General features: G+C 73.4%; 18 protein-coding genes and 2 pseudogenes. 9 read left to right on the top strand and 11 right to left on the bottom strand.

Annotated elements, in window-relative coordinates; genetic code table 11:
* Complete coding sequence (locus ACIP67_RS20230) at positions 1–951, bottom strand: ATP-binding cassette domain-containing protein (RefSeq protein ID WP_401693316.1); 951 nt, start codon at positions 949–951, stop codon at positions 1–3.
* A gap of 180 nt (positions 952–1,131) precedes the next feature.
* Here ACIP67_RS20230 and ACIP67_RS20225 point away from each other — a divergent pair, with 180 nt between their 5' ends.
* On the top strand, positions 1,132–2,670 hold the full coding sequence (locus ACIP67_RS20225; RefSeq protein ID WP_401693314.1) for a PQQ-binding-like beta-propeller repeat protein: 1,539 nt from the start codon (positions 1,132–1,134) through the stop codon (positions 2,668–2,670).
* 55 nt (positions 2,671–2,725) lie between these two features.
* Here the strand turns inward: ACIP67_RS20225 and ACIP67_RS20220 are convergent, their stop codons facing one another.
* The 3 genes from ACIP67_RS20220 to mce form a co-directional block, all read right to left on the bottom strand.
* On the bottom strand, positions 2,726–3,661 hold the full coding sequence (locus ACIP67_RS20220; RefSeq protein ID WP_389514256.1) for a cellulose-binding protein: 936 nt from the start codon (positions 3,659–3,661) through the stop codon (positions 2,726–2,728).
* A gap of 183 nt (positions 3,662–3,844) precedes the next feature.
* Complete coding sequence (gene scy / locus ACIP67_RS20215) at positions 3,845–7,759, bottom strand: polarized growth protein Scy (protein ID WP_401693312.1); 3,915 nt, start codon at positions 7,757–7,759, stop codon at positions 3,845–3,847.
* A 233-nt stretch (positions 7,760–7,992) separates the two neighbouring features.
* Positions 7,993–8,433, bottom strand: coding sequence for a methylmalonyl-CoA epimerase (mce, locus tag ACIP67_RS20210; RefSeq protein ID WP_401693310.1), 441 nt, complete (start codon positions 8,431–8,433; stop codon positions 7,993–7,995).
* Between the two features lie 150 nt (positions 8,434–8,583).
* Here mce and ACIP67_RS20205 point away from each other — a divergent pair, with 150 nt between their 5' ends.
* Both ACIP67_RS20205 and meaB read left to right on the top strand, forming a co-directional pair.
* Entirely contained in the window at positions 8,584–9,786 is a 1,203-nt protein-coding gene (locus tag ACIP67_RS20205; protein WP_401693309.1) for an acetyl-CoA C-acetyltransferase, read from the top strand.
* Positions 9,787–9,884: 98 nt separating this feature from the next.
* Positions 9,885–10,841, top strand: a complete 957-nt coding sequence (meaB, locus tag ACIP67_RS20200; RefSeq protein ID WP_401693307.1) for a methylmalonyl Co-A mutase-associated GTPase MeaB — start codon at positions 9,885–9,887, stop codon at positions 10,839–10,841.
* A 16-nt stretch (positions 10,842–10,857) separates the two neighbouring features.
* Here meaB and ACIP67_RS20195 read toward each other — a convergent pair whose 3' ends face one another.
* Positions 10,858–11,283, bottom strand: a complete 426-nt coding sequence (locus ACIP67_RS20195) for a hypothetical protein (RefSeq protein WP_401693306.1) — start codon at positions 11,281–11,283, stop codon at positions 10,858–10,860.
* A 177-nt stretch (positions 11,284–11,460) separates the two neighbouring features.
* On the opposite strand from ACIP67_RS20195, the gene ACIP67_RS20190 reads away from it, so the two are divergent.
* On the top strand, positions 11,461–15,198 hold the full coding sequence (locus tag ACIP67_RS20190; protein WP_401693304.1) for a helix-turn-helix domain-containing protein: 3,738 nt from the start codon (positions 11,461–11,463) through the stop codon (positions 15,196–15,198).
* A 102-nt stretch (positions 15,199–15,300) separates the two neighbouring features.
* Here ACIP67_RS20190 and ACIP67_RS20185 read toward each other — a convergent pair whose 3' ends face one another.
* Positions 15,301–15,444, bottom strand: a complete 144-nt coding sequence (locus tag ACIP67_RS20185; RefSeq protein ID WP_401693303.1) for a hypothetical protein — start codon at positions 15,442–15,444, stop codon at positions 15,301–15,303.
* Between the two features lie 4 nt (positions 15,445–15,448).
* On the opposite strand from ACIP67_RS20185, the pseudogene ACIP67_RS20180 reads away from it, so the two are divergent.
* Positions 15,449–15,616, top strand: a pseudogene (locus ACIP67_RS20180) (two-component sensor histidine kinase); the annotation flags it as partial.
* A 34-nt stretch (positions 15,617–15,650) separates the two neighbouring features.
* Here the strand turns inward: ACIP67_RS20180 and ACIP67_RS20175 are convergent.
* From ACIP67_RS20175 to ACIP67_RS20160, 4 genes are all read right to left on the bottom strand, one after another.
* Positions 15,651–16,127, bottom strand: a complete 477-nt coding sequence (locus tag ACIP67_RS20175) for a MarR family winged helix-turn-helix transcriptional regulator (protein WP_401693302.1) — start codon at positions 16,125–16,127, stop codon at positions 15,651–15,653.
* Between the two features lie 92 nt (positions 16,128–16,219).
* Positions 16,220–17,017, bottom strand: coding sequence for an AIM24 family protein (locus ACIP67_RS20170; protein WP_401693301.1), 798 nt, complete (start codon positions 17,015–17,017; stop codon positions 16,220–16,222).
* Positions 17,014–17,664, bottom strand: coding sequence for an AIM24 family protein (locus ACIP67_RS20165; protein ID WP_401693300.1), 651 nt, complete (start codon positions 17,662–17,664; stop codon positions 17,014–17,016). The genes ACIP67_RS20170 and ACIP67_RS20165 overlap by 4 nt, the downstream gene beginning before the upstream one ends.
* 1 nt (position 17,665) lies before the next feature.
* Positions 17,666–18,298 carry an AIM24 family protein gene (locus ACIP67_RS20160; RefSeq protein ID WP_401693615.1) on the bottom strand — a complete coding sequence of 211 codons (633 nt, stop codon included), beginning with the start codon at positions 18,296–18,298 and terminating at the stop codon, positions 17,666–17,668.
* Between the two features lie 241 nt (positions 18,299–18,539).
* Between ACIP67_RS20160 and ACIP67_RS20155 the strand changes: the two genes are divergently transcribed.
* Together ACIP67_RS20155 and ACIP67_RS20150 are read left to right on the top strand one after the other, a co-directional pair.
* Positions 18,540–18,884: a DUF3817 domain-containing protein gene (locus tag ACIP67_RS20155; RefSeq protein WP_401693299.1), complete on the top strand. Its 345-nt coding sequence runs from the start codon at positions 18,540–18,542 to the stop codon at positions 18,882–18,884.
* The gene (locus ACIP67_RS20150) at positions 18,881–19,189 is read left to right on the top strand and encodes an MTH1187 family thiamine-binding protein (protein ID WP_401693297.1); all 309 of its coding nucleotides are present in this window, start codon (positions 18,881–18,883) and stop codon (positions 19,187–19,189) included. The genes ACIP67_RS20155 and ACIP67_RS20150 overlap by 4 nt, the downstream gene beginning before the upstream one ends.
* Before the next feature lie 321 nt (positions 19,190–19,510).
* On the opposite strand, the pseudogene ACIP67_RS20145 reads toward ACIP67_RS20150, so the two are convergent.
* A pseudogene (locus tag ACIP67_RS20145) lies at positions 19,511–19,954 on the bottom strand (hypothetical protein); the annotation flags it as partial.
* A gap of 187 nt (positions 19,955–20,141) precedes the next feature.
* On the opposite strand from ACIP67_RS20145, the gene ACIP67_RS20140 reads away from it, so the two are divergent.
* Together ACIP67_RS20140 and ACIP67_RS20135 are read left to right on the top strand one after the other, a co-directional pair.
* Positions 20,142–21,224, top strand: a complete 1,083-nt coding sequence (locus ACIP67_RS20140) for a matrixin family metalloprotease (protein ID WP_401693295.1) — start codon at positions 20,142–20,144, stop codon at positions 21,222–21,224.
* 99 nt (positions 21,225–21,323) lie between these two features.
* Entirely contained in the window at positions 21,324–21,833 is a 510-nt protein-coding gene (locus ACIP67_RS20135; RefSeq protein WP_385061590.1) for a MarR family winged helix-turn-helix transcriptional regulator, read from the top strand.
* Positions 21,834–21,952: the final 119 nt, after the last annotated feature.

Here is a 21,952-nt window from a genome sequence, read left to right as displayed (position 1 = left end):
TCAGCCCTTCCTCCAGCCGTCGCCCCACGCCTGCGCGGGAGCCCGGCCGGTGTGCGCGTGGTACTCGACCGACCCCGCGGTCAGCTGCATGAACGCCTCCTCCAGGGAGGCCTGCCGGAGGCTCAGCTCGTGCAGCACGAGCTGGTGCCGGGCCGCCAGCTCCCCGATGACCTCGGACTTGCCGCCGTCGACCTCCAGGGAGCCGTCGCCGGTCTCCACGACGGTGATCCCGGCACTGTGCAGCACGTCGAGCAGCCGCTCCCGCTGCGGGGTGCGGATCCGCACGTAGGCCCGTGAGTTGCGGGCGATGAAGTCGGCCATGGAGGTGTCGGCGAGCAGCCGCCCCTGGCCGATGACGACGAGGTGGTCGGCGGTCAGCGCCATCTCGCTCATCAGGTGACTGGACACGAACACGGTCCGCCCCTGCGCCGCCAGTGATTTCATGAGATTGCGGATCCAGTGGATCCCCTCGGGGTCGAGACCCTTGACCGGTTCGTCGAACATCAGGATGCGCGGATCACCGAGGAGCGCGGCGGCGATCCCCAGCCGCTGCCCCATGCCCAGCGAGAACCCCTTGGCCTTCTTCCCGGCGACCCCCGTCAGTCCCACCGCGTCCAGTACCTCGTGCACCCGCCGCCGGGGAATGCCGTTGCTCTGCGCCAGGCACAGCAGGTGGTGGTAGGCGCTGCGGCCCGGGTGCGTGCCCTTGGCCTCCAGCAGGGCCCCGATGTACGTCAGCGGGTCCTTCAGCCGGTCGTAGTGCGTGCCGTCGATCCGGACGTCCCCGGCGGTGGGCCGGTCCAGACCGAGGATCATCCGCATGGTGGTGGACTTGCCGGCGCCGTTGGGACCGAGGAAGCCCGTGACGATGCCCGGTGCGACGGTGAAGGTCAGGTGGTCGACCGCCACCTTCTCGCCGTACCGCTTGGTCAGCCCGTCGAGCTCGATCATGCGGCCACGCTATGACCGGGCAGGGGCGGGTGCCACCCGGCGGGGAGCGGCCGGTCCCGCCGCGGGGTGCCCGTCGCGCGTCCGCTGACGCCCTCCACCCCGCCGCGTTATGCTCCAGCCGCCTTGATCACGAGGCGGCGCCGGGGGGCGCCGGAGAACTCAACACCCATGGGGGGAAACATGGTTGCAGACAGCAGACCGCTCACGGGCGGGCGACTGGCGCGGGCCGCGCTGGCGGTCGTCGCGGCGGGGGCGGCGGCCGGGCTCGCGGTGGAGTTCCACCTGCTCGGCTGGACGTCCGTCCCGGGCAACGGGTGCGGCGGCCGGTACAGCCCCTGCCCGGACGGCACCACGCCCACCCTCGTGCTGGCGTTCGTCCTCACCTTCGCCGGCTACATAGCGCTCCTGATCACCATCGGGAGGCTCACCGACCGCCGTCCCGGCAAGGTCCTGCCCGCCGTGCTGGCCACGACGGGCGTCGTGCTCGCGCTCTGGCCCGGCTGGCAGGCGTACCTGTGGATGCGCGGACCGGTCCTCGACACCGTCTGGAAGGCCGGGCACGACCGGCCCTCCACCGTGCTGGGCGAGGGGGTGTGGGTCGTCGGCACGGACGACCCGGCCGTGGTCCGGGTGCGCACCGACGCCCTGGTCGCCTACGACGCACACGACGGCGGCCGCCGCTGGGCGCTGAAGGCCCCGACCCGCACCACCGTGTGCGGGATGAGCGACACCGTCGTCGACGGCATCGGTCTGGTCGCCTTCGGCCGCGACGGCAAGCCCTGCGACACGCTGTGGGGCGTCGACCCGTCCACCGGCCGCACGGTGTGGAAGCGCACCCTCGACGAGGCGGTCCCGTACCCCGGCGGCGACGGCGGTCTGCTCGCGGCCGACCGAGGGGTGGCCGTCGCGCTGACCCAGGAGGCCGTCCAGGGGTACGGGCTCACCGACGGAGCACCGCGCTGGACCGCCGAACTGACCGGTAAGGGCGGCGACGAGAGCTGCTCGCCCGACGTCGTCTCCGCGGCCGGCGGCACCACCCGGGTCGTGGTCACGTGCACGGAGGACGGGGCGACCCGCGCGAAGCTGGTCGTCCTGGACACCGCCACCGGCGAACAGCGCGGCAGTCGGCCGCTGCCCGTGGAGAGCGCGCTCGACACCGCCACGGTGGTCTCCGCCGAGCCGTTCACCCTCCTGCTGAAGGAGAGCGACGAACGCGGGGTCGCGGCCGTGCTGTCCTACCCCGAGGACGGCGCCGACCCGGTGGAGATCCCGCTCACCGCCGACGAGGAGGACCTCGTCGTCACCCCGGGGACCGGCGGAGAGTTCGAGGCGCGGCCGACGCTGTGGGCCGCGGTGGAAGGGGACGTCCTCGTCGTCGCGGCCAAGAAGCCGGGCGCGAACTACCCCGCGCGGGTCTCCGGCTACTCCCTGCGCGACGGACGGCGCACGTGGCACACGGACCTCGGGAGCGGCAACGACATCGCGGCGCTGGCCCCGGAGGGCCGCGACCAGGGCGGGGTGGCCGTGCTCGGGGAGAGCGGCCGTCTGTTCACGCTCGACGCGGCCGACGGGAGCCGGGTCGGCGAGGAGGACGGCACCGGCGTACGCGGACTCGACTTCAGCACCGTCTACGGCAGACAACTGGTGCGCGCGGGCGACACCTGGGTCCTGGTCAACGCCAACGGCGGCGGCTACCCGCCCGCCCTCGGCATCCGGTAGCCCACGCGAAAGGGGCGGTGGGACCAGGCCCACCGCCCCTCACGCACACCGGTGACTACCGGGTCTGCTGGGCCGGAACCCCACGGGAGATCGGCTCGTCGTCGGTCGACGTGCCGGCGGCGGCCACCGCGGCGCCGGTCAGCGTGGCGAGCATCTCGCGGACGTTCGTCAGCTGGGCGTTGATCGAGTCGCGGCGGTTGGTGAGAGCCGCGAGCTCGCGCTCGGATTCCGAACGGATCCGGTCGGCCTTGGCGTTGGCGTCGGCCACGATGTCCTCGGCCTGGCGCTGCGCCGTCTCGACGGTCTGGCGGGCGCGGCGCTCGGCGTCGGTGCGCAGCTTCTCCGCCTCCAGGCGCAGCTGCTCCGCGCGGTGCTCGATCTCCGCGAGCCGCTTCTCCGCCTTCTGCTGACGGGACGCCAGGTCGCGCTCCGACTGCTCGCGGCGCTTGGCGAGGTTCGTCTCGAAGTCGGCGGCGGCCTGCGCGGCCTTGGCGCGGGTCTCCTCGAAGAGGGCGTCCGCCTCCTCGCGCTTGGACTGCGCGTCCTTCTGGGCCTCGGAGCGCAGCTGCGAGGCGTCGCTCTTGGCCTTCTCGACGATCCGGACGCCCTCGTCCTCCGCCTTGGCCTTGCGCTCCGCGGCGAACGACTCCGCGTCGCTGCGGACCTGCGCGGCCGCCGACTCGGCGAGTTCGCGGTGCTGCTCGGCCGCGCGTCGGGCCTCCTCACGCAGATCCGCGGCCTCCTCCTCCGCCAGACGGAGGATCTTCTCGACACGCGCGCCGAGACCGGCGTACGACGGCTCGGCGTCGCTGACGGCGGCCTGGGCGTTCTGCGTCTCGAGGTGGAGTTCCTCGATGCGCTTTTCCAGAGCGGTGATGCGGGCAAGAGCGCTGTCACGGTCGGAGACGAGCTTGGAGATCCGTTCGTCCACCTGAGCGCGGTCGTACCCACGCCGCACAAGCTCGAAGCCGTAGGGGGAAGTGTCGCTCATGGGGTTCCTGTCGAATGAGACCGGTGAGGTGATAGGTGGAATCCTAGGGGCCGAAGCGCTGTGTCATCGAGTGGATACGTGTTTGATCTGAGGAATGACACCCCTTTTGGGTGGCCGACCCCAGGACGGCTTGCTACAAACCTGCTCAAACACCTCAGATTTCAACGGAATTCTCACATTCCGCTAGCTATCTGACGACTTGCCACCCGAACGGGGGGCTCCGACCGTCGCACCCGCCTTGACGCCACCGTCCTTGCCCGACGACGGCGCTTCGAACGACTCGAGCGCCTCCAGCACGTCCTGGACCCGCGAGATCTCCGCGTTGATGTCCTCGCGCCGGCGGACCAGCACCTCCAGCTCGCGCTTGCCCTCCTCGACCGTGCGCCGGGCCTCGCGGATCGCCTCGGCCTTGAGCTCCTCGGCCTCCCTGACCAACGTGGCCTTCTTCTGCTCGGCCTCCTTGAGCAGCCCCTCGGCCTTCTTCACCGCGGCGATGCGGACCTTGCCCGCCTCCGAGTTCGCCTCCGACACCAGCTCCTTGGCCTTGGCCTGAGCCTTGGCGAGCTGCTCCTCGGCGGCCTTGATGAGCGCGTCGCAGCGGTCGCCGGTCGACTTCATCGTCTCGGCGGCCTCACGGCGGGCCCGCTCGTGCAGCTCCTCGATCTCGGAGGTGATGCGGTCGCGCAGCTCCTCGGCCCGCTCCCTGATGGCGGTCGCGTCCCGGCGGGCGCCGACGAGCAGCTCGTCCGCGTCCGTACGGGCCTTCTCCACCCGCCCGTTGCCCTCGACCGTCGCCTCCGAGACGAGCCGCGCGGCCTCCTGGCGGGCCGCGCCGACCATGGTGTCGGCCTGCGCCTCCGCCTCCGCGGTCGTCTTCAGCGCCTGCTGCTGCGCCTCGGTGAGCAGCTTGTCCGCCTCGGCGGCGGTCTCCGTGATCAGCGTGTCGACCTGCTCGGCCGCCTCCGAACGCCGCTTGTTGGCCTCCTGGCGGGCCTCGTCCAGCGTCCGGTCGGCCTCGTCGCGCGCCACGCTCATCATCCGGTCGGCCTCCGCGGCCGCCTCCGCCTTGACACGCTCGGCCTCGACCCGGACCCGCTCGGCGTGCTGCCGCGCGGAGCCGACCGTCGCGGCGGCCTCGGCGCGCAGCCGCTCCGCCTCGTCGGTGGCGTCCCCGACCAGCTTCTCCGCCCGGGCGACCGACTCGGCCCGCAGCCGCTCGGCCTCGTCGACCGCCTCGGTGCGCACCCGGTCGGCCTCCGCGGCCGTCTCGGTCGTCAGCCGCTCGGCCTCGGCGATGGTCTCCGTCTGGAGGCGCTCCGCCTCGGAACGGGCCTCCGTGATGAGGGTGTCCGCCTGCGTCGCCGCGTCCGAACGGATGCGGTTGGCGTCCTCGCGGGCGTCGGCCCGGGTGCGGGCCGCGGCCTGGTCGGCCTCCGCGAGGGCGTCCGACGCCTCCGTACGCACCCGCTGGGCGTGCGCGGAGGCCTCCGACCGCAGGCGCTCCGCCTCCGCGATCGCCTCGCCGACGGTCCGCTCGGCCAGCGCCCGCGCCGCCTCCGACTCCTCGCTCGCCTCGCGCCGGACCCGGCCGGCGTCCTCGGCGGCCCGCTCCCGCTCGGCGTAGGCGTCGCCGCGGACCCGGTCCGCCTCCTCCTCGGCCTCCCGCCGTGTGCGGTCCGCCGCGTGCTCGGCGGCACTGCGCAGCCCGGCGATCTCCTCCTGGGCCTGCTCGTGCAGCCCGGCCACGGAGTCCCGCACCTGCTGGGCGTGCTGTTCCGCCGCCGCGACCATCTCGCCGGCGCGCCGGTCGGCCTCCTCCACCAGGCGTACGGCCTCGGCCTGCGCGTCCTCCACGCGCTTGCGCGCCGACGCCAGCAGCTCCTCGCTCTGCTCGCGGGCCCGCTCACGCTCCTGGCCGGCCTCCTGGCGGGCCGAGCCGAGGAGTTCCTCGGCCTCGCGGCGGCGCCGGGCGGCCTCCTCCTGGGCGGCGGCCAGCGTCTCGGACGCCTCGGCCGCCAGCCGCTCGGCGGCGGCCTGCGCCTCCGCGCGCACCCGGTCCGCGGTGTCCTGCGCCTCCGACTTCAGCCGCTCCGCCTCGGCCGCGGCCTCCGACCGCAGCCGTACGGCGACGGCCTCGCCCTCGGCCCGCGAGGCGGACGCGTCGGCGGCGGCCTCGGTGCGCAGCCGGTCGGCCTCCTCGGCCGCCTGCCGCTGGAGCGCCCGGATCCGCTCCGCGGCCTCCGACCGCAGCCGTTCGCTCTCCTCGGCGGCCTCGCGACGGATGCGCGCGGCTTCCTCCCGGGCGTCGGCCAGCGCCTGCTCGGCGGCGGCGAGCCGCTGCTCGGCCTCCGACTGCAGCCGGGTCAGTTCCTCGGCGGCCTCGGCCTGCCGGGCCTGGACGGCCCGTTCGGTCTCCTCGCGCAGTTCGCCCGCGGCCCGCTCGGCGTCCGCCGTGAGGGCCGCGGCCCGCTCGGTGGCCTCCTCGCGGAGCCGGTCGGCCTCCTGGCGGGTGCGCTGGAGGGTCTCCTCGGCCTGCCGGCGCAGCGTCGTCGCCCGCTCGATGGCCTCGGTGCGGACCTTCTCGCTGTCCGTGGTGGCCTTCTGACGCAGCTCGTCCGCGTCGGCCTTCGCCTTGGACAGCAGTTCCTCGGCGGTCTTGGCCGCCTCCTCGATCTGCTGGACGGCCTCCTTGCGGGCCTCCGCGCGGATCTTCTCGCCCTCGGCGACCGCGTCGGCGCGCAGCTGCTCGGCCTCGCCGCGCAGCCGGCGGGCCTCCTCCTGGAGCTCGACCGTCTTGGCGCGGTACTCCTTGGTGTCGTCCTTCGCCGCGCCCTTGAGCTGCTCGGCGATGTCGTGCGCCTCGGCACGCAGCCGGTCCGCCTCGGCCTCGGCCTCCCGGCGGATGCGCTCGGCCTCCTCGGTGGCGGCCTTGGTGGTGCGCTGCGCGTCCTCCTGCGCCTTGTTGAGGACGTCCTCGGCGGTCTTGGCCGCCTTGGACAGCTGGGTCGCGCTCTCCTCGGCGGTGATCGTGCGGGCCTTCTCGGCCGCCTCGGCGAGGAGCTTCTCCGCCTCGGCGCGGGCGTCGGCGACGATCTGCTCGGCGTCCGTCCTGGTGGCCTCGGCCTCCTTGGTGGCCTCGCTGACCAGCCGGGCGACCTGCTCCTTCGCCGTACGGGTGCGCTGCTCGTTGGCCGACTCCGCGGTCTGCAGCGCCTTCTCGGCGGCCGCCTTGGCCTCGGCGACGAGCTTCTCCGCCTCCGTGCGGGCCTCGCGCAGCGCCGTGTCGGCCTCCGCGATGCGCTGCTCGGCGGTCCGGCTCAGCTCCTGTGCCTGACGGCGGGCCGCGTCCGACTCGGACGCGGTGGACGACCGCAGCTGCTCGGCGTGGTCGGTGGCCTCCTGGGCCTGCGCCGACGCGGCGTTCAGCAGGCGCTCGGCGTCCGCGCGGGCGCGGCGCAGGAGCTGCTCGGCCTCCGCGCGGGCGCCCTCGGCCTCGCTCTGGAGCCGCTGGCGGGCCTCGGCGGTCAGCCGTTCGGCCTCGGCGCGCGCGGCCGCCATCGCCTGCTCGGCCTCGGCGCGCGACTCGTCGAGGAGACGGCGGGCCTGGGACTCGGTGCGGGCGCGCAGCTGTTCGGCCCACGCCACGTTCTCGTTGACGTGCGACTCGACGGTCTGCCGGCGCTCGGCCAGCTCCTGGTCGAGCTGCTGCCGGCGGGTCACCGCCTCCGCGTGCAGCTCCGCCTGGAGCCGGGCCGCCTGCTCGGCGTGCTCCTGGAGGATGCGCTGGGTCTGCGCCCGCGCCTGGCTCAGCTCGCGCTCGGCGTCGGCGCGCAGCTGGTCGGCCTGCACCTGCGCGTTGCGCAGCAACTGTTCGGCCTGATAGCCGAGGTCACCGCCGTCGAAGGCGGGCCGGGACATGATGGTGCGCCGCGCCTCGTGCAACTTGGCGCGCAGCACCTCGACCTGGTAGCCGAGGTCCTCGGCGTGCTGGATCGCCTTTTCCCGCTCAGTCTTCAGCCGTTTCATCTCGGCTTCGAACCGAGTGAGGTGGTCGACGTCAGCCGCCGGCTCCCGCTCCTGGCTCTCGTAGCCCCGCACTGCGCGGTCCCATCCGTCCCCTGGTCGCAAGCTTGTGAACCGAGCTCCGTCCATCCGCCGAACGGGGCCCCCGGGGAATGGTGTCAGATCGACGGCGGAGCACGGGCTGCTGCCCCGACCCTCGCCCCCCGAAACCCGGACCCCGGCTGGTCCTGCCGCCGGGACGGCAGGACAACGGTCGCCCGTGATGAGCGGCGACCGCCCCCAACCCTACCGGCCCCTATGTACGAGGGTCAGTGCTCAGGTGACTCAACAGGCGCCGAAGTGACCAGTTCTGTCAGTACGCCATGGCAATCCTTTGGGTGCAGGAAGGTGATTCGTGACCCCATGGAGCCGCGTCGGGGCTCTTCGTACAGAACGCGTACGCCCTTGGCGCGGATGTCCGTGGCGTCGCCGTCCACATCCGCCGTACCGAAGGCGATGTGGTGGACGCCCTCGCCGTTCTTCGCCAGCCACTTGGCGACCGTGGAGTCCTCCCGGACGGGCTCCAGCAGTTGGAGGTACGAGGCGCCGCCGTCGGACGTATCGTTGATCTTGAGCATGGCCTCGCGCACGCCCTGCTCCTCGTTGACCTCGGTGTGGAAGACCTCGAAGCCGTACGTGGAGCGGTAGAACTCGACGGTCGCGTCGAGGTCGTGGCAGGCGATCCCGATGTGGTCGATTCGCGTCAGCATGGACTCAGTGCAACGCTCCGGAGGTGGTTACGCAACGTGCGCGCGATCACACCGACGGCCGGGTGACGGTGAGGGCCGCCCCTCAGTACATTCGAAGTAAACCCTCGTTCACTCCTCGGCCCGTGCAGGCCGGTAAGGGGATCGCAGCTCATGACCGCAACGAACAGCACGACCTCCGTGATCGTCGCGGGCGCGCGGACGCCCATGGGCCGCTTGCTCGGCTCGCTGAAGTCCTTCTCCGGAGCCGACCTCGGCGGCTTCGCCATCAAGGCCGCCCTCGACCGTGCGGGGATCGGGGGCGACCAGGTGCAGTACGTGATCATGGGCCAGGTGCTCCAGGCCGGCGCGGGGCAGATCCCGGCCCGCCAGGCGGCGGTCAAGGCCGGCATCCCGATGCACGTGCCGGCGCTCACGATCAACAAGGTGTGCCTGTCCGGCCTGGACGCGATCGCGCTGGCCGACCAGCTGATCCGCGCCGGTGAGTTCGACGTGGTCGTCGCGGGTGGCCAGGAGTCCATGACGAACGCCCCCCACCTGCTGCCGAAGTCCCGCGAGGGCTTCAAGTACGGCGCGATCGAGATGCTCGACGCGATGGCCTACGACGGGCTGACCGACTCCTTCGAGGGCGTCGCCATGGGCGAGTCCACGGAGAAGCACAACACGCGTCTGGGCATCGCCCGGCCCGAGCAGGACGAGATCGCCGCCCTCTCCCACCGGCGGGCCGCCGCCGCGCAGAAGAACGGCCTGTTCGAGGCCGAGATCACCCCGGTCGAGATCCCGCAGCGCAAGGGCGAGCCGGTCGTCTTCAGCAAGGACGAGGGCATCCGCCCGGAGACCACCGCCGAGTCGCTCGGCAAGCTCCGTCCGGCCTTCGCCAAGGACGGCACGATCACCGCGGGGTCGGCCTCGCAGATCTCCGACGGCGCGGCGGCCGTGGTCGTGATGAGCAAGGCCAAGGCGCAGGAGCTGGGCCTGGAGTGGATCGCCGAGATCGGTGCCCACGGCAATGTGGCCGGACCGGACAACTCTTTGCAGTCGCAGCCGTCCAACGCCATCCTGCACGCCCTGAAGAAGGAGGGCCTGGAGGTCGCCGACCTCGACCTCGTCGAGATCAACGAGGCCTTCGCCGCCGTCGCGGTCCAGTCAATGAAGGACCTCGGGGTTTCCACGGAAAAGGTGAACGTCAACGGCGGTGCCATCGCCCTCGGTCACCCGATCGGCATGTCCGGCGCCCGGCTCGTGCTGCACCTGGCCCTGGAGCTGAAGCGGCGGGGCGGCGGGGTCGGCGCGGCCGCGCTGTGCGGCGGCGGCGGCCAGGGTGACGCGCTGATCGTGCGGGTACCCAAGGCCTGAGCCCTGTCGTAGTGCCGTGACCGGAAAGGCGAGCCGGCGGACCTTTCCGGCCCGGGCACCGGCCACCGGTACGCCCCTTCGTCCCGAACGGAGCTGTGATGCAGGACGTCTCCTCGCTGGTCGCCCTGGCCAGGGAAGGCCGGCCCCGGGCCGTGGCCCGGCTGATCTCCCTGGTGGAGGGGGCGTCCCCGCAGCTCAGGGAGGTCATGGCGACCCTGGCGCCGCTGACCGGCAACGCCTATGTGGTGGGCCTGACCGGCTCACCGGGCGTGGGCAAGTCGACATCCTGCTCGGCGCTGGTGACGGCGTACCGCAAGCGGGGCCGGCGGGTCGGCGTCCTGGCCGTCGACCCGTCGTCGCCGTTCTCCGGCGGGGCCCTGCTCGGCGACCGGGTCCGGATGGCGGAACACGCCTGCGACCCGGGCGTCTACATCCGCTCCATGGCGACCCGCGGCCACCTCGGCGGCCTGGCCTGGGCGGCCCCGCAGGCGATCCGCGTCCTGGACGCGGCGGGCTGCGAGGTGATCCTGGTCGAGACGGTCGGCGTCGGCCAGTCGGAGGTCGAGATCGCCTCCCAGGCGGACACGTCCGTGGTCCTGCTGGCCCCCGGCATGGGGGACGGCATCCAGGCCGCCAAGGCCGGGATCCTGGAGATCGGCGACGTCTACGTCGTCAACAAGGCCGACCGGGACGGCGCCGACGCCACCGCCCGCGAACTCAACCACATGCTCGGTCTCGGCGAGGCCCGCGGTCCCGGCGACTGGCGGCCGCCGATCGTCAAGACGGTGGCCGCCCGCGCCGAGGGCCTCGACGAGGTCGTCGAGGCCCTGGAGAAGCACCGCGCCTGGATGGAGGAGCGCGGCGTCCTCGCCGAGCGCCGCCGCGCCCGCGCCGCCCGCGAGGTCGAGACGATCGCCGTCACCGCCCTGCGCGAACGGATCGGCGACCTGCACGGCGACCGGCGGCTCAGCACCCTGGCGGAGCGGATCGTCGCCGGGGAGCTGGACCCGTACCGGGCGGCCGACGAACTGGTGGCAGGGCTCACCGAGGGGTGAACCCCGCCCGCTCACCTCAGCGCGTGCACGCGCGGACGACGCTCTCGCTCGCACCCGACTCGGTCCACAGCTTCACCGAGGTGACGCCGCCGGTCCTGCTCGTGGTGAAGAGGAACGAGCCGTGCGCCTGCCCCTCGTCGGCGGTGAGGTCCCTGCCGCCGACGTAGGTGCTGCCCGCGTACGCCTGGACGAACGCCTTGGTCGGGCGCAGCCAGGTCCCGTCGTCCCACACCGTGAGGTTCACCGTGGCGGACCGGTTCGTCCACGAGACGGTCGCGCGAGCCCCGCTCTTGGGGCCGCCGACCGAGCAGGTCGTCGTGTGCGCGGGCCGCACCGACTCCCGCGTCGCCGACAGCGCCGGGCCGGCGGCCGTGGTGGCGAGGACCGCCGCCACCGTCGCCGCGCCCACCGCGCACCTGATCCGCATGCTGTTTTCGGGCATGGACATGCCTCCGTTCACTGCTCGGATGGAAGGGACGGCGGGCCCCGGGATCCGTCACCCAAAGTGCTGATCCGGCCCGCCGACACCACCGTGCCCGCCGCCGGACCGGCAGGCTAGACCCGGCGCGTACCCCATCCAGGGAACGCCGGAATACAGGCTCTGAGCTGGGGGAACACGGTGCATGAGGAGACGGCGGCGGAGGACTTCGCGGAGGCGGTGCGGCGGCTCCGCCGTGAGCGGGGGCTGTCACTCTCCGAGCTCGCCGAGCGGGTGAACTACAGCAAGAGCCACCTGTCGAACGTCGAGCACGGCCGCAAGCGCCCGAACCGCGAGCTCGCCGCGAAACTGGACGCGGCGCTCGACTCCGGCAGGACCCTGCGACGCCTGTGCGAGACACCGGGCGCCCTGCCCGGGCAGCGCGCGACCCCGTGCCCGTACCGCGGCCTCGACCACTACGGCAGCGACGACGCCCGCTGGTTCTTCGGCCGGGAGAGGGCGACGACCGCGCTGGTGGACCGGGTCGCCGAAGCCGTCCGCACCGGCGGCGGGCCCGTCGTCGTGTTCGGTGCCTCGGGGTCCGGCAAGTCCTCGCTGCTGAGGGCCGGACTGCTGCCCGCCGTGGCCGAGGGAGCGCTCCCCGGGCCGGACGGCCGGCCGTGGCACGGCGTCGTCATGACGCCCACCGCCCGTCCGGTCGACGCCCTGGCCCGGGCCCTCGCCGGGCACCTCGACACCGGCGAGGGCGCTCTCGCCGGGCGGATCCGCGCCGGGACGGCGCCGGGGGAGGCGCGCGGACTGCTGCTGGTCGTGGACCAGTTCGAGGAGGCGTTCACGCTCTGCGCCGATCCTGCCGAGCGGGCCGCCTTCGTCGACGCCCTGTGCGCGCTGCCGCTCGTCGTGATCGCCGTGCGCGCCGACTTCTTCGACCGGTGCCTCGCCCACCCGGCGCTCGTCGGCGCCGTCCAGCGCCGGCCGATGGCGCTGGGCGCGATGAGCCGCGACGAACTCGCCGCGTGCGTGACCCGGCCCGCCGAACTGGCGGGGCTGGACATCGAACCCGGCCTCCTCGACGTCCTGCTGCACGACCTCGACCCGGCCGGCCGCGGTCACGAACCCGGAACGCTGCCCCTGCTGTCGTACGCCCTGCTGGCCACCTGGCGGCAGCGCACCGGCCGGCGGATCACGGTGGCCGGATACCGCCGGACCGGCGGGATCCAGGGGGCGATCGCCGCCACCGCGGAGCGGACGTACCTCGATCTGTCCCCCGTGCAGCGGGACGTGGCACGGCAGCTGACGCTGCAACTGGTCCGGGTCGGGGAGGAGGGCGCGGACAGCAGACGGCACATGGAGCGGGACCGGCTGGTGGCCGGGGCCCAGGAGGTGCTGGAGGCGTTCACGAGGGCGCGGCTGTTCACCGTCGACGGCGACCGGGTCGAGATCACCCACGAGGCGCTGCTGCGGGCCTGGCCGCGGCTGGCCGGCTGGATCGACGCCGACCGGGCGGGGCTGCGCACGCACCAGCGGCTCACCGAGGCCGCCCGCGCCTGGGCCGACGCCGGCCGTGCGCCCTCACTGCTGCTTCAGGGCGCCGCGTTGGCGGTGGCCGAGCAGTGGGCGGCCGATCATCCCCGGCGGCTCACCGCGGCCGAGCGCGCGTTCCTGGCGGCCGGCCGCCGGGAGGCCGACCGCGGGCTGCGCCGGCTGCGGCGGGCGCTGGCCGCCCTCGCCGGGCTGCTGGGGCTGCTGCTGATCGTCGCCTCGGTGGCGTTCGAGAACGGGCAGGAGGCGCGCCGGCAGGGCGACCTGGCGACGCGTCAGGCGCGGGAGGCCGAGGCGGTCGCCCTGACCGAGCGGATCAGCGCCCTGCGCACCGCCGACCCGGCCCTCGCCGCCACCCTCTCCGTCGCCGCCCACCGCCGGGCCCCGGGCCTGCCGGCCGCCCGCGGCGCGCTGCTCAGCAGCACGGGCCTGCCCCACCCCACGCCACTGCCGGGCAACGACGCCACCGTCTCGGCGTTCGCCTTCGGCCGGGGCGGGACCACGGCCGTCGGCACCCGCCAGGGAGTGGTACGGCTGTGGCGCGGGGCACGGATGACGGGCGAGGTGCGGCTCGGGGCGCGGCACGCCGTGTGGGGGCTCGCGTTCGCGGCGGACGGGCGGAGTCTCGTCGTGGCGGACACGGTGGAGACCCGGGTGTGGCGGGTCGACGGGCGGTCCGCCCGGCCCGGCGGGGTGGTGTGGGCGGACGGCGGAGCGCGTGACGCCCGGTTCGCGCCCGACGGGCGGACCCTCGCCGTGGCCGGCGCGGACGGGGCGCTGCGGCTGTGGGACCTGACGGATCCGGACCGGCCGCGCGGACCGGTCGTCCACCGGGTCTCCGCCCGCGCCCTGTACTCCGTGTCGTTCAGCCGGGACGGCTCCCGGCTCGCCACCGGGGGCGAGGACGGGCGGGCCACGGTGTGGGCGCGCGGCACGCGCCGCCTCGCGTACGAGACGGCCGGCAGCGTGTCCTTCACGGGCGCCTCGGTCGGCGAGGCCGCGCTCAGCCCCGACGGCCGGCACCTCGCCGTCGGACTGTCCGACCGCGACGTGTGGATGTGCGCCCTGGACCGCGGCGGCCGCTGCACCGCCAGGACCCGGACGGGACAGCGCGCGGAGGGCTACACGACCGGGATGGCCTACAGCCCCGACGGCTCCCTGCTCGCGGTCGCCGGGGAGGCCGGGGGCCTGCAACTGCGCCACCCGCACACCGGGTTGCCGCTGACCACCCTCGCCCACCCGAACGGGTTGCAGTCCGTGGCCTGGGGGCCCGGCGGCCGCGAACTGTACGCGGGGGCGACCGCCGGCGGCACCGCCTCCGTCTGGCGGCTGCCGCTGCCGCTGCTCCTCGGCCACGCCGGCCAGGTCTACGCCGTCGCCCTCGACGACGCGCACGCCCGTGCCGCCACCGCCGCCCTCGACGGCACCGCCGCGCTGTGGGACGTACGCGATCCGGCCCGCCCCCGGCGCCTGGCCGTCCTGCCGCACCCCGCGTGGGTGTCCGCCGTCGCCTTCGACCCGACCGGCACCCGGCTCGTCACCGGCGCCTGGGACGGACGCATCACCCTGTGGGACGTACGGCGCCCGGAGGCCGCCCGTGTGCTCGACCACGCCACCGGCCACCGGCAGGCCGTCAACGACGTGGCCTTCGGTCCGGACGGCGGGCAACTGGCCAGCGGCGGCCGCGAGACGGGGGCACGGCTCTGGGACGTCTCCACCGGCGGCCGCCTCACCGAACGCGCCCGCCTGGACGGTGCCAAGGGCGTCCAGGCGGTCGCCTTCGGGCTCGGCGGGAAGGTGCTCGCGACGGCGGAGGCCGACCACGCCGTACGGCTCTGGGACACCCGGGGACGGGGGCGGCCCCGGCCGCTGTGGGCGCGGGGGCGCCACACCGCGATGGTCACCGATGTGGCCTTCGCCGAACGGGGCGCACTGCTCGCCTCCGGCGGCCGGGACGGGGCGGTCCTGCTGTGGCGGCTCGACCCCGACGGGGCCGAGCACCGGCCGGCCGGCGACCCGCGGCCGCTGCTCGGCCACACCCGCCACATCGCCGCGCTGGCCTTCGCCCGGCGCACGGGCGCGCTGCTCACGGCCGGCGAGGACGGAGCGGTGCTGCTGTGGGACGTCGACCGTCCCGAGCCCGTCCTGCGGGAACGGCTGGACAGTCCCGGTGAGCCGTTCGGCGACGCGGCCGTGAGCGCGGACGGACGGACCGTCGTCACGGCGGCGGGCTACACGGCACGGGTGTGGACCACGGGCACCGAGGAGGCCGAGCGGCGGGTGTGCGCGGCGGCGGGGGCGCCGCTGACGGAGGCCGAGTGGCGGGTGCGGGTGCCCGGGATCGGTTATCGGCGCACGTGCACGGAGCGGGACTGAGCGGAGCGGGACCGAGGGGGCGGGACCGAGGGGGCGGGACCGAGGGGGGGCGCGGGCGGCGTGCGGGGCGCGGGCCCGCGTGTTCCCTCTCCTGACGTCGGGTCAGTCGTCGTGCTCGTCGTGCTCGTCGTGGTCGTCGTGGTCGTCGTGGTCGTCGTGCTCGTCGTGCTCGTCGTGGTCGTCGTGCTCGTCGTGGTCGTGCTGGTCGTCGGTGGTGCCGCTGCCGTCCGTGTCGTGGCGGCCCACTCCGAAACGGTTCGTCCGGCTCGACGCCGCGCGCAGCCGCGACGACGGCGGGGCGGGGCGGCGGCCGGCCATCGCCCGCGACGTGGCCGTACGGCACGGCGGCACGCTCACGGTCCGGCGGGCGCCGGCGGGCGGAGTCCTGTTCGAGCTCCGCCCGCCGGCCGCCGGGTAGCCGGACCCGAGGGGCGTGAGGGTCCCGAGGGCCGCTAGGGGCGTCCCCGCTGGGTGCGCAGATGGTCCGCGACGGGCTTCAGGGACGTGTCCAGTTCCACGAGCGCCTCGGGGGAGAGCAGGTCGATGAAGTGCCGCCGCACGGACGCCACGTGATGGGGCGCCACCTTCCTCATCGTCTCCAGACCGTGGTCGGTGAGGACCGCGTACAGACCGCGGCGGTCCGACTCGCAGTTCTCCCGGCGCACCAGGTCGGAGTTCTCCATCCGGGTGATCTGGTGCGAGAGGCGGCTCTTGGACTGGAGGGTGGCGGACGCCAGGTCGCTCATCCGCATCCGGGCGCCCTCCGCCTCGGAGAGGTTCACCAGGATCTCGTAGTCGTTCATCGTCAGGCCGAACGGCTGCAGATCCTTCTCGAGCTGGTACGTCAACAGCCTGTTGACCTCCAGGTGGGTGCGCCAGGCGCACTGCTCCGCATCGGTCAGCCAGCGCGTGGCCGTGTCGGTCTCCATGATTGAAGTCTACCTAAGAAGTTGAAAAGCTAACTAGTGAGGGCGGTGTGACGGTGCGCACGCGTTCGATGTCACACTCCGCAGACTACCGCTCACAGACCGAAGCGACGCTGGAGGTCCCCGAGCTGTCCGGGAAGGCGCGGTGCGCCGCTCTGCGCGCCGTGCCCGCCCGGCCGTCCGCCGCCGCCGGGCACCCCGGGCTCCGCCGGCACCGCCCCGGTGGCCTGCTCGGCCATCAGGGCCTCGCTCGACTGGAGCAGCACCGTACCGGCCCCCACGAACTCGAACTGGTGCTCCTCGCCGGAGACCCCGCCCAGGCCCGTCAGCGCACGTAGACCGCCCATCACGCCCGTCATGTACCCGTGGTCGTAGTGGTGGCACGGGGACGGGCAGTCGGCCCAGCCGACGAGCGCCTGCGGGTCCACCCGGATGGGCGGTTCCATGAACACCACGGGACCGTTGGACGCGGCCACGAACTTCCCGGTTCCGATCAGCGTGAGGAAGCCCGGGACGATCGACTGCTTCAGTGACAGACTTGGCTGAAAAGCGAGGAGATTGCCCGAGCGAATGGTCAGATTGCCGTCGTCCAGGTCGTACGAGTTGACGTCGAAGGCCCGGTCGGCGAGGAGCATCTTGCCGGAGCCCTCCGCCACGACCCACTCGCTCGCGTGCAGTGGCGAATGGAACGACGTGCGCACCAGGCGGTCCAGTCGGCCGTGCCCGATGCCGTTGAAGTCGATCGAGCCGTAGTAGGCGATCATCTTGCCCTTCTGCAGGAACCACTGGCTCCCCTTGAGCTCCACGCAGAAGGTGTACGCGTTGACGTTGTCGTCGACGGGCAGGGTCGCCGGATCGAGGACGGTGGGGCCGGTCCCCGGGTAGGTGGTCACAGCTTCTCCTCCGACGCCTGGACGTACACCGCACCACTGCCGCTGAGCTCCAGCTGGAACGCCTCGCCGGAGCCGCGGCCCACCATGTCCCGCCAGCCGAGCGCCGTCGACAGCTTGTTGCGGACGTCGCCGTGGTGGGCGACGTAGGCCTGCGGGTCGACGTGGACCGGGCGCTGCGGGGTGATCGGGATCTCGAAGACGCCGCCGTGGGCCATCACGGCGACCGCGCCGTGGCCCTTGAGCGTCGTGGTGAACAGGCCCTGGCCGCTGATCTGGCCGCGGACCATGCCCATGACGCCGCCCTGGGAGCCCATGAACATCGTGCCCTGCCGGAGCGTGCCCTCGAAGGCGAGCAGACGGTCCGCCTCCACGTACAGCGTGTCGCCGGTGAGCTGGATGACCTGGACGTGGTGGCCGCCGTGCCCGAAGAGGACGGTGCCGCTGCCCTCGACGGTCATCAGGGGGGTGTCCTCGTCGGCGAGCCGCCGGCCGATCATCGACATGACGCCGCCCTGGCCGCCCTGCATGTTGGGCGTGAAGGACACCTCGCCCTGGTACGCGAGCATCGCGCCGCGCTGACTGAACAGCCGCTGACCGGGCAGGACGGTCGCCTCGACCATCCTGGAGTTGATCTCACGGAAGGGCATCTCAGACGTCCCCCGCGATCGTGTTGCGCTCGCTGGGCTGTACGTACACCAGGCCGTCCCCCTCGAAGCGGATCTGGAAGGCCTCGCCGCCGCCCTCCCCCAGGAACGTGCGGAACGTCACACCGGACTGGAAGGACTGCCGGACGTTCCCCTGGTGCGCGATGTACGCACCGGGGTCGACGGTCAGCGGGTACTGCGGGCTCACCCTGAGCACCACCGCCGGTCCGTCCGAGGTGATCGCCGCCCGGCCGTGGCCCTCGACGGTGGTCGTGAACAGGCCGTTGCCCTGGGAGGCGCCGCGCAGGCCGGTGAAGCTCGTCCCCGTCCGCAGTCCGGAGTCCGTCGCCAGCAGGTTGCTCGACTCGACGTACAGCGTGTCCCCCCGGAGATCGACGAGGTTGATCTCGGAGGCCCGGTCCGCGAACCAGCACGTCCCCCGCCCTTTCACCTCCATCACGGTCATCTGCTCGCCGGTGAGCCGCCGCGTCACCATCCCGCGCAGCCCCTCACCACCGCCGCTCAGCTTCTTGAAATCCATCTGCCCGTCGTACGCGACCATCGAGCCGTTCTTCGCCTTCACGGCGTCCCCGGTCATGTCGACGGCGAGCACCTTGCTGCCTTGGAGTCGGAACATCGCCACGCAGCGAAGGTAGCCGCCGGGCGGCTCCGCCGACAGGTCCCACGGGTGGACTTCGCCCCTGATCGTCCCCTGATGGCCCCCGGAGGGGAAGGAGGCACCACCCCCTGACCGGGGCGACTCCCCCGACGGGGAGGGCGACCCCCCGCCCCGCCCCGCGCCGTCCGTTTGCCACAATGGGCGGACCCTTGTGCGTGCGTTCACAAACGGCCCAGCTCATCGACACCTAAGGTGACCCGTGGACCTCAAGACAGCCTCCGCCCTCCGCCGACTGCGCCTGGTCTCCGCCCCGGAGGCCATCTCCTTCCTCCTGCTCCTCGTCTGCTCGGTGCTGAAGCGGACCACGGACTTCAACGCGGTGCCGGTCATGGGCGCGGTGCACGGCGTGCTCTTCGTCCTGTACGTGATCTTCTGGGCGGACGCCTGGAACCGCGCGAAGTGGTCCCTGGGGACCGCGGCCCTCTACCTCGTCCTGTCGGTCCTGCCGACCGGCGGTTTCTTCGCCGACCGCAGGCTCCGCCGTGAGGCCGAGGACGCGGTCATCGCCTCCCGCGCCCGCAAGGAAGGGGTGGTGAACGCGTGATCGTCGCCTTCTCCGTCACCCCTCTCGGCGTCGGCGAGGACGTGGGGGAGTACGTCGCCGAAGCCGTCCGCGTGGTCCGCGCCTCCGGGCTGCCGAACCGCACCGACGCCATGTTCACGTCCATCGAGGGCGAGTGGGACGAGGTCATGGACGTCGTCCGGCGGGCCGTCGCCGCCGTCGAGGAACGGGCGCCGCGCGTGTCCCTGGTCCTCAAGGCGGACATCCGTCCCGGCGTGACGGACGGACTCACGTCGAAGGTGGAGACGGTCGAGCGGCACCTGCACCTGGCGCACGAGGGGGATTGACTTGCACCTCGGGCTGAAGCCCGAGGATTCCGGCCTTCTCGACTGCTGCTGTGCCGTTACGCGGCACGGGGTCCGGTCGGGGATCCGTGGCTTCCTGTGAATGAAATCCGGTAGCGGCGCGGGCGCCGGCGCCCGCCGTGCGCTCACCACCCCCGCCGTGCGCTCACTGCCCCAGGCCGCCCCACGCCGTGTGCTCACCGCCCCAGGCCGGCGCCCGCCGTGTGCTCACCGCCCCCCGCCGGACCCGCCGCGGTGTCGGGCTCACCGTTTCGCCGAAGCGCGCCGCAGGTGCTGCCGCACCGCCCGCCGGCCCACCGGCCCCAGCTCCTCGACGGACCAGGCCGTCACCCGGTCCGACAGCGGACGCAGGAGCAGCCGGTCGGCGAGCGCCCGGAAGATCCCCGGGCGGGGCCGGTGGTCGTAGCAGGAGAGGAAGCGGATCCCGTCGCCGTCGGGGACGTGGCGCCAGGAGCCGCGGCCCTCGACGAGCGGGGGGAACGGGTGCGGGGAGGTGAAGCGCACGGCGGAGGTGCGGCTGCCGTCCGGGTGTTTCCGCTCACCCGCCGGGACACCCGTTCCGGCGATCGTCAGGCCCGGCAGCACGCGTGTGGCGTAGCACAAGCGCCGCGGCTCGCCGTTGCCCCGGGGGAGGTACTCGATCCCGGTGAAGCGCAGGTCCCGGCGCCGGTGCCGGGCCGGGTCCCGCGTGTACGTCCACACCTCGTCCAGATCGGCGCGGATCCGCGTCCCGATGGCGGAAACCATGCGAACTCCCCAGCTCGGAACGGCGTTTGAGCGCCCGCTCAAACACCCGGGAGAGGGCGGTACACCCGTTTGAGCGATCGCTCAAACGGGTGGTATCCCACATGGTTTTCAGCCCGCGTCCGAGGGCTAACCTCTCCGAGAATCGATCGAGTTCCGTCCGATGGGCGGACCTTCGGGCGGAGGCGAAGTGACAGGTCGTCACGGGCCGCAACTGGCGGGCAGGGTCGTCGCGGCGGTGGTACTGGCGGTGTCGGTGGCAGTGGTGGGCGGCGGCGACGAACCCACGCGCGCGGGCGGCGAGGCGTCCACCCGCGCGGGCGGCGGCTGCGTCCTCGGGCGTGGCGCGCTGACCCCGGACGACCTGCCCGCCGGGTCCTCGGTGCTCGACTGCGCGGCCGTCGGACGCCTCGTCACCCACGCGGGCGCCGGGGTCACGGTTCCCGAACCCGGCACGAAGGTCACCGTGGACGCCCTGTCGGTGGACGGCACGCGGCACGGCTTCACCCTGGAGGTCGCCGCCGACGGCACGGTCTCCTACGACTACGACCTGGAGGCCGGGGCGGGCGAGGCGGGTGAGGCCGGTGAGGCGGCCCCCGCCGCTCCGGCGTCGGAGGCCGGCTCCGAGGAGCACACCCGTGCCGCGGCCCCGGCCGCCCGCGCCGCCCGCCGCGCCCCCTGCGCCGACAGCGCGTACGCCGTCGCCGATCACAAGGAGTACGGCACCTACGACTGGTGGCTCGGCGACGACTCCCTGCCCGGCAATCTCTCCGCCGCGGAGGCCCGCCGCGCCTTCGAGGACGCCCTCACCGCGATCACCGGCACCCGCAACGACTGCGGGTTCGGGGACGCGGTGGGGGCCAGGACCCTCTTCCACGGCCGCACCCATCACGAGGCGGACATCGACCAGCAGGCCCGCTGCGCGGCGCGGGACGGCGTGAGCGTCTGGGACGCCGGGAACCTCAGCGGCGGGGTCGTCGCCACGACCTGCTCGTGGAGCCGTCCGATGTCCGGCCGGCCGGACTGGCTCAAGGAGGCCGACGTCCGCTTCAACACCAGCCACTACACCTTCACGAACAACCCCACCGGCGACTGCACCGACGCCTACGACATCCGCAGCGTCGCCACGCACGAGGCGGGCCATGTGTTCGGCCTGGCCCACGTCGGCCCCGGTCACGAGGGGCAGACCATGTTCACGAACTCCTTCGCCTGCACCACGGACGCCCGCACCCTCGGCCGGGGCGACGTCCTCGGACTGCGCAACCTCTACTGAGGAACGTCCGAGGAACGTCGGGGGCGGGCGGTGCGGCCGGGAGACCGAAAACCGAGACGGGGCTGACCGCGATATGACCGGCGGGTAGGGTCTGATGCCGTGCCCAAGCCGCTCAGCCTTCCCTTCGACCCCATCGCCCGCGCCGACGAGCTCTGGAAGCAGCGCTGGGGAAACGTGCCGTCCATGGCCGCGATCACCTCGATCATGCGTGCCCACCAGATCCTGCTCGCCGAGGTGGACGCGGTGGTCAAGCCGTACGGGCTGACCTTCGCGCGCTACGAGGCGCTGGTGCTGCTCACCTTCTCCAAGGAGGGCGAGCTCACCATGTCGAAGATCGGCGAGCGGCTCATGGTGCACCCCACGTCCGTGACGAACACCGTCGACCGCCTGGTGAAGTCGGGGCTGGTGGCCAAGCGGCCCAACCCCAACGACGGCCGCGGCACCCTCGCCACCATCACCGACAAGGGCCGCGAGGTCGTCGAGGCCGCCACCCGCGACCTGATGGCGATGGACTTCGGGCTCGGCGTGTACGACGCCGAGGAGTGCGCGGAGCTCTTCGCGATGCTGCGGCCCCTGCGGGTCGCGGCGCACGACTTCGACGAGGAGTGACGGCCGCCCCCCGTGGTGACGGCCGCCCCGTTATGTTTTTCGCGGTCCTGCAAGAGGGCCGCTGGCCTCCGGGCCCGGCATGACTGTTGCCCCCTGTCGAAGGCATGACCTGGGGGGTG

The organism is Streptomyces sp. NPDC088812, from assembly GCF_044750285.1.
Taxonomy (GTDB): Bacteria; Actinomycetota; Actinomycetes; order Streptomycetales; family Streptomycetaceae; genus Streptomyces.
This window is presented reverse-complemented; position numbering and strand designations above follow the sequence as displayed.

Excerpts from the sequence above, each read along its gene's own strand:
- ACIP67_RS20230 (WP_401693316.1), bottom strand. The coding sequence starts at position 951 with ATGATCGAGCTCGACGGGCTGACCAAGCGGTACGGCGAGAAGGTGGCG.
- ACIP67_RS20225 (WP_401693314.1), top strand. The coding sequence starts at position 1,132 with ATGGTTGCAGACAGCAGACCGCTCACGGGCGGGCGACTGGCGCGGGCC.
- ACIP67_RS20220 (WP_389514256.1), bottom strand. The coding sequence starts at position 3,661 with ATGAGCGACACTTCCCCCTACGGCTTCGAGCTTGTGCGGCGTGGGTAC.
- mce (WP_401693310.1), bottom strand. The coding sequence starts at position 8,433 with ATGCTGACGCGAATCGACCACATCGGGATCGCCTGCCACGACCTCGAC.
- ACIP67_RS20205 (WP_401693309.1), top strand. The coding sequence starts at position 8,584 with ATGACCGCAACGAACAGCACGACCTCCGTGATCGTCGCGGGCGCGCGG.
- meaB (WP_401693307.1), top strand. The coding sequence starts at position 9,885 with ATGCAGGACGTCTCCTCGCTGGTCGCCCTGGCCAGGGAAGGCCGGCCC.
- ACIP67_RS20195 (WP_401693306.1), bottom strand. The coding sequence starts at position 11,283 with ATGCCCGAAAACAGCATGCGGATCAGGTGCGCGGTGGGCGCGGCGACG.
- ACIP67_RS20175 (WP_401693302.1), bottom strand. The coding sequence starts at position 16,127 with ATGGAGACCGACACGGCCACGCGCTGGCTGACCGATGCGGAGCAGTGC.
- ACIP67_RS20165 (WP_401693300.1), bottom strand. The coding sequence starts at position 17,664 with ATGCCCTTCCGTGAGATCAACTCCAGGATGGTCGAGGCGACCGTCCTG.
- ACIP67_RS20160 (WP_401693615.1), bottom strand. The coding sequence starts at position 18,298 with ATGTTCCGACTCCAAGGCAGCAAGGTGCTCGCCGTCGACATGACCGGG.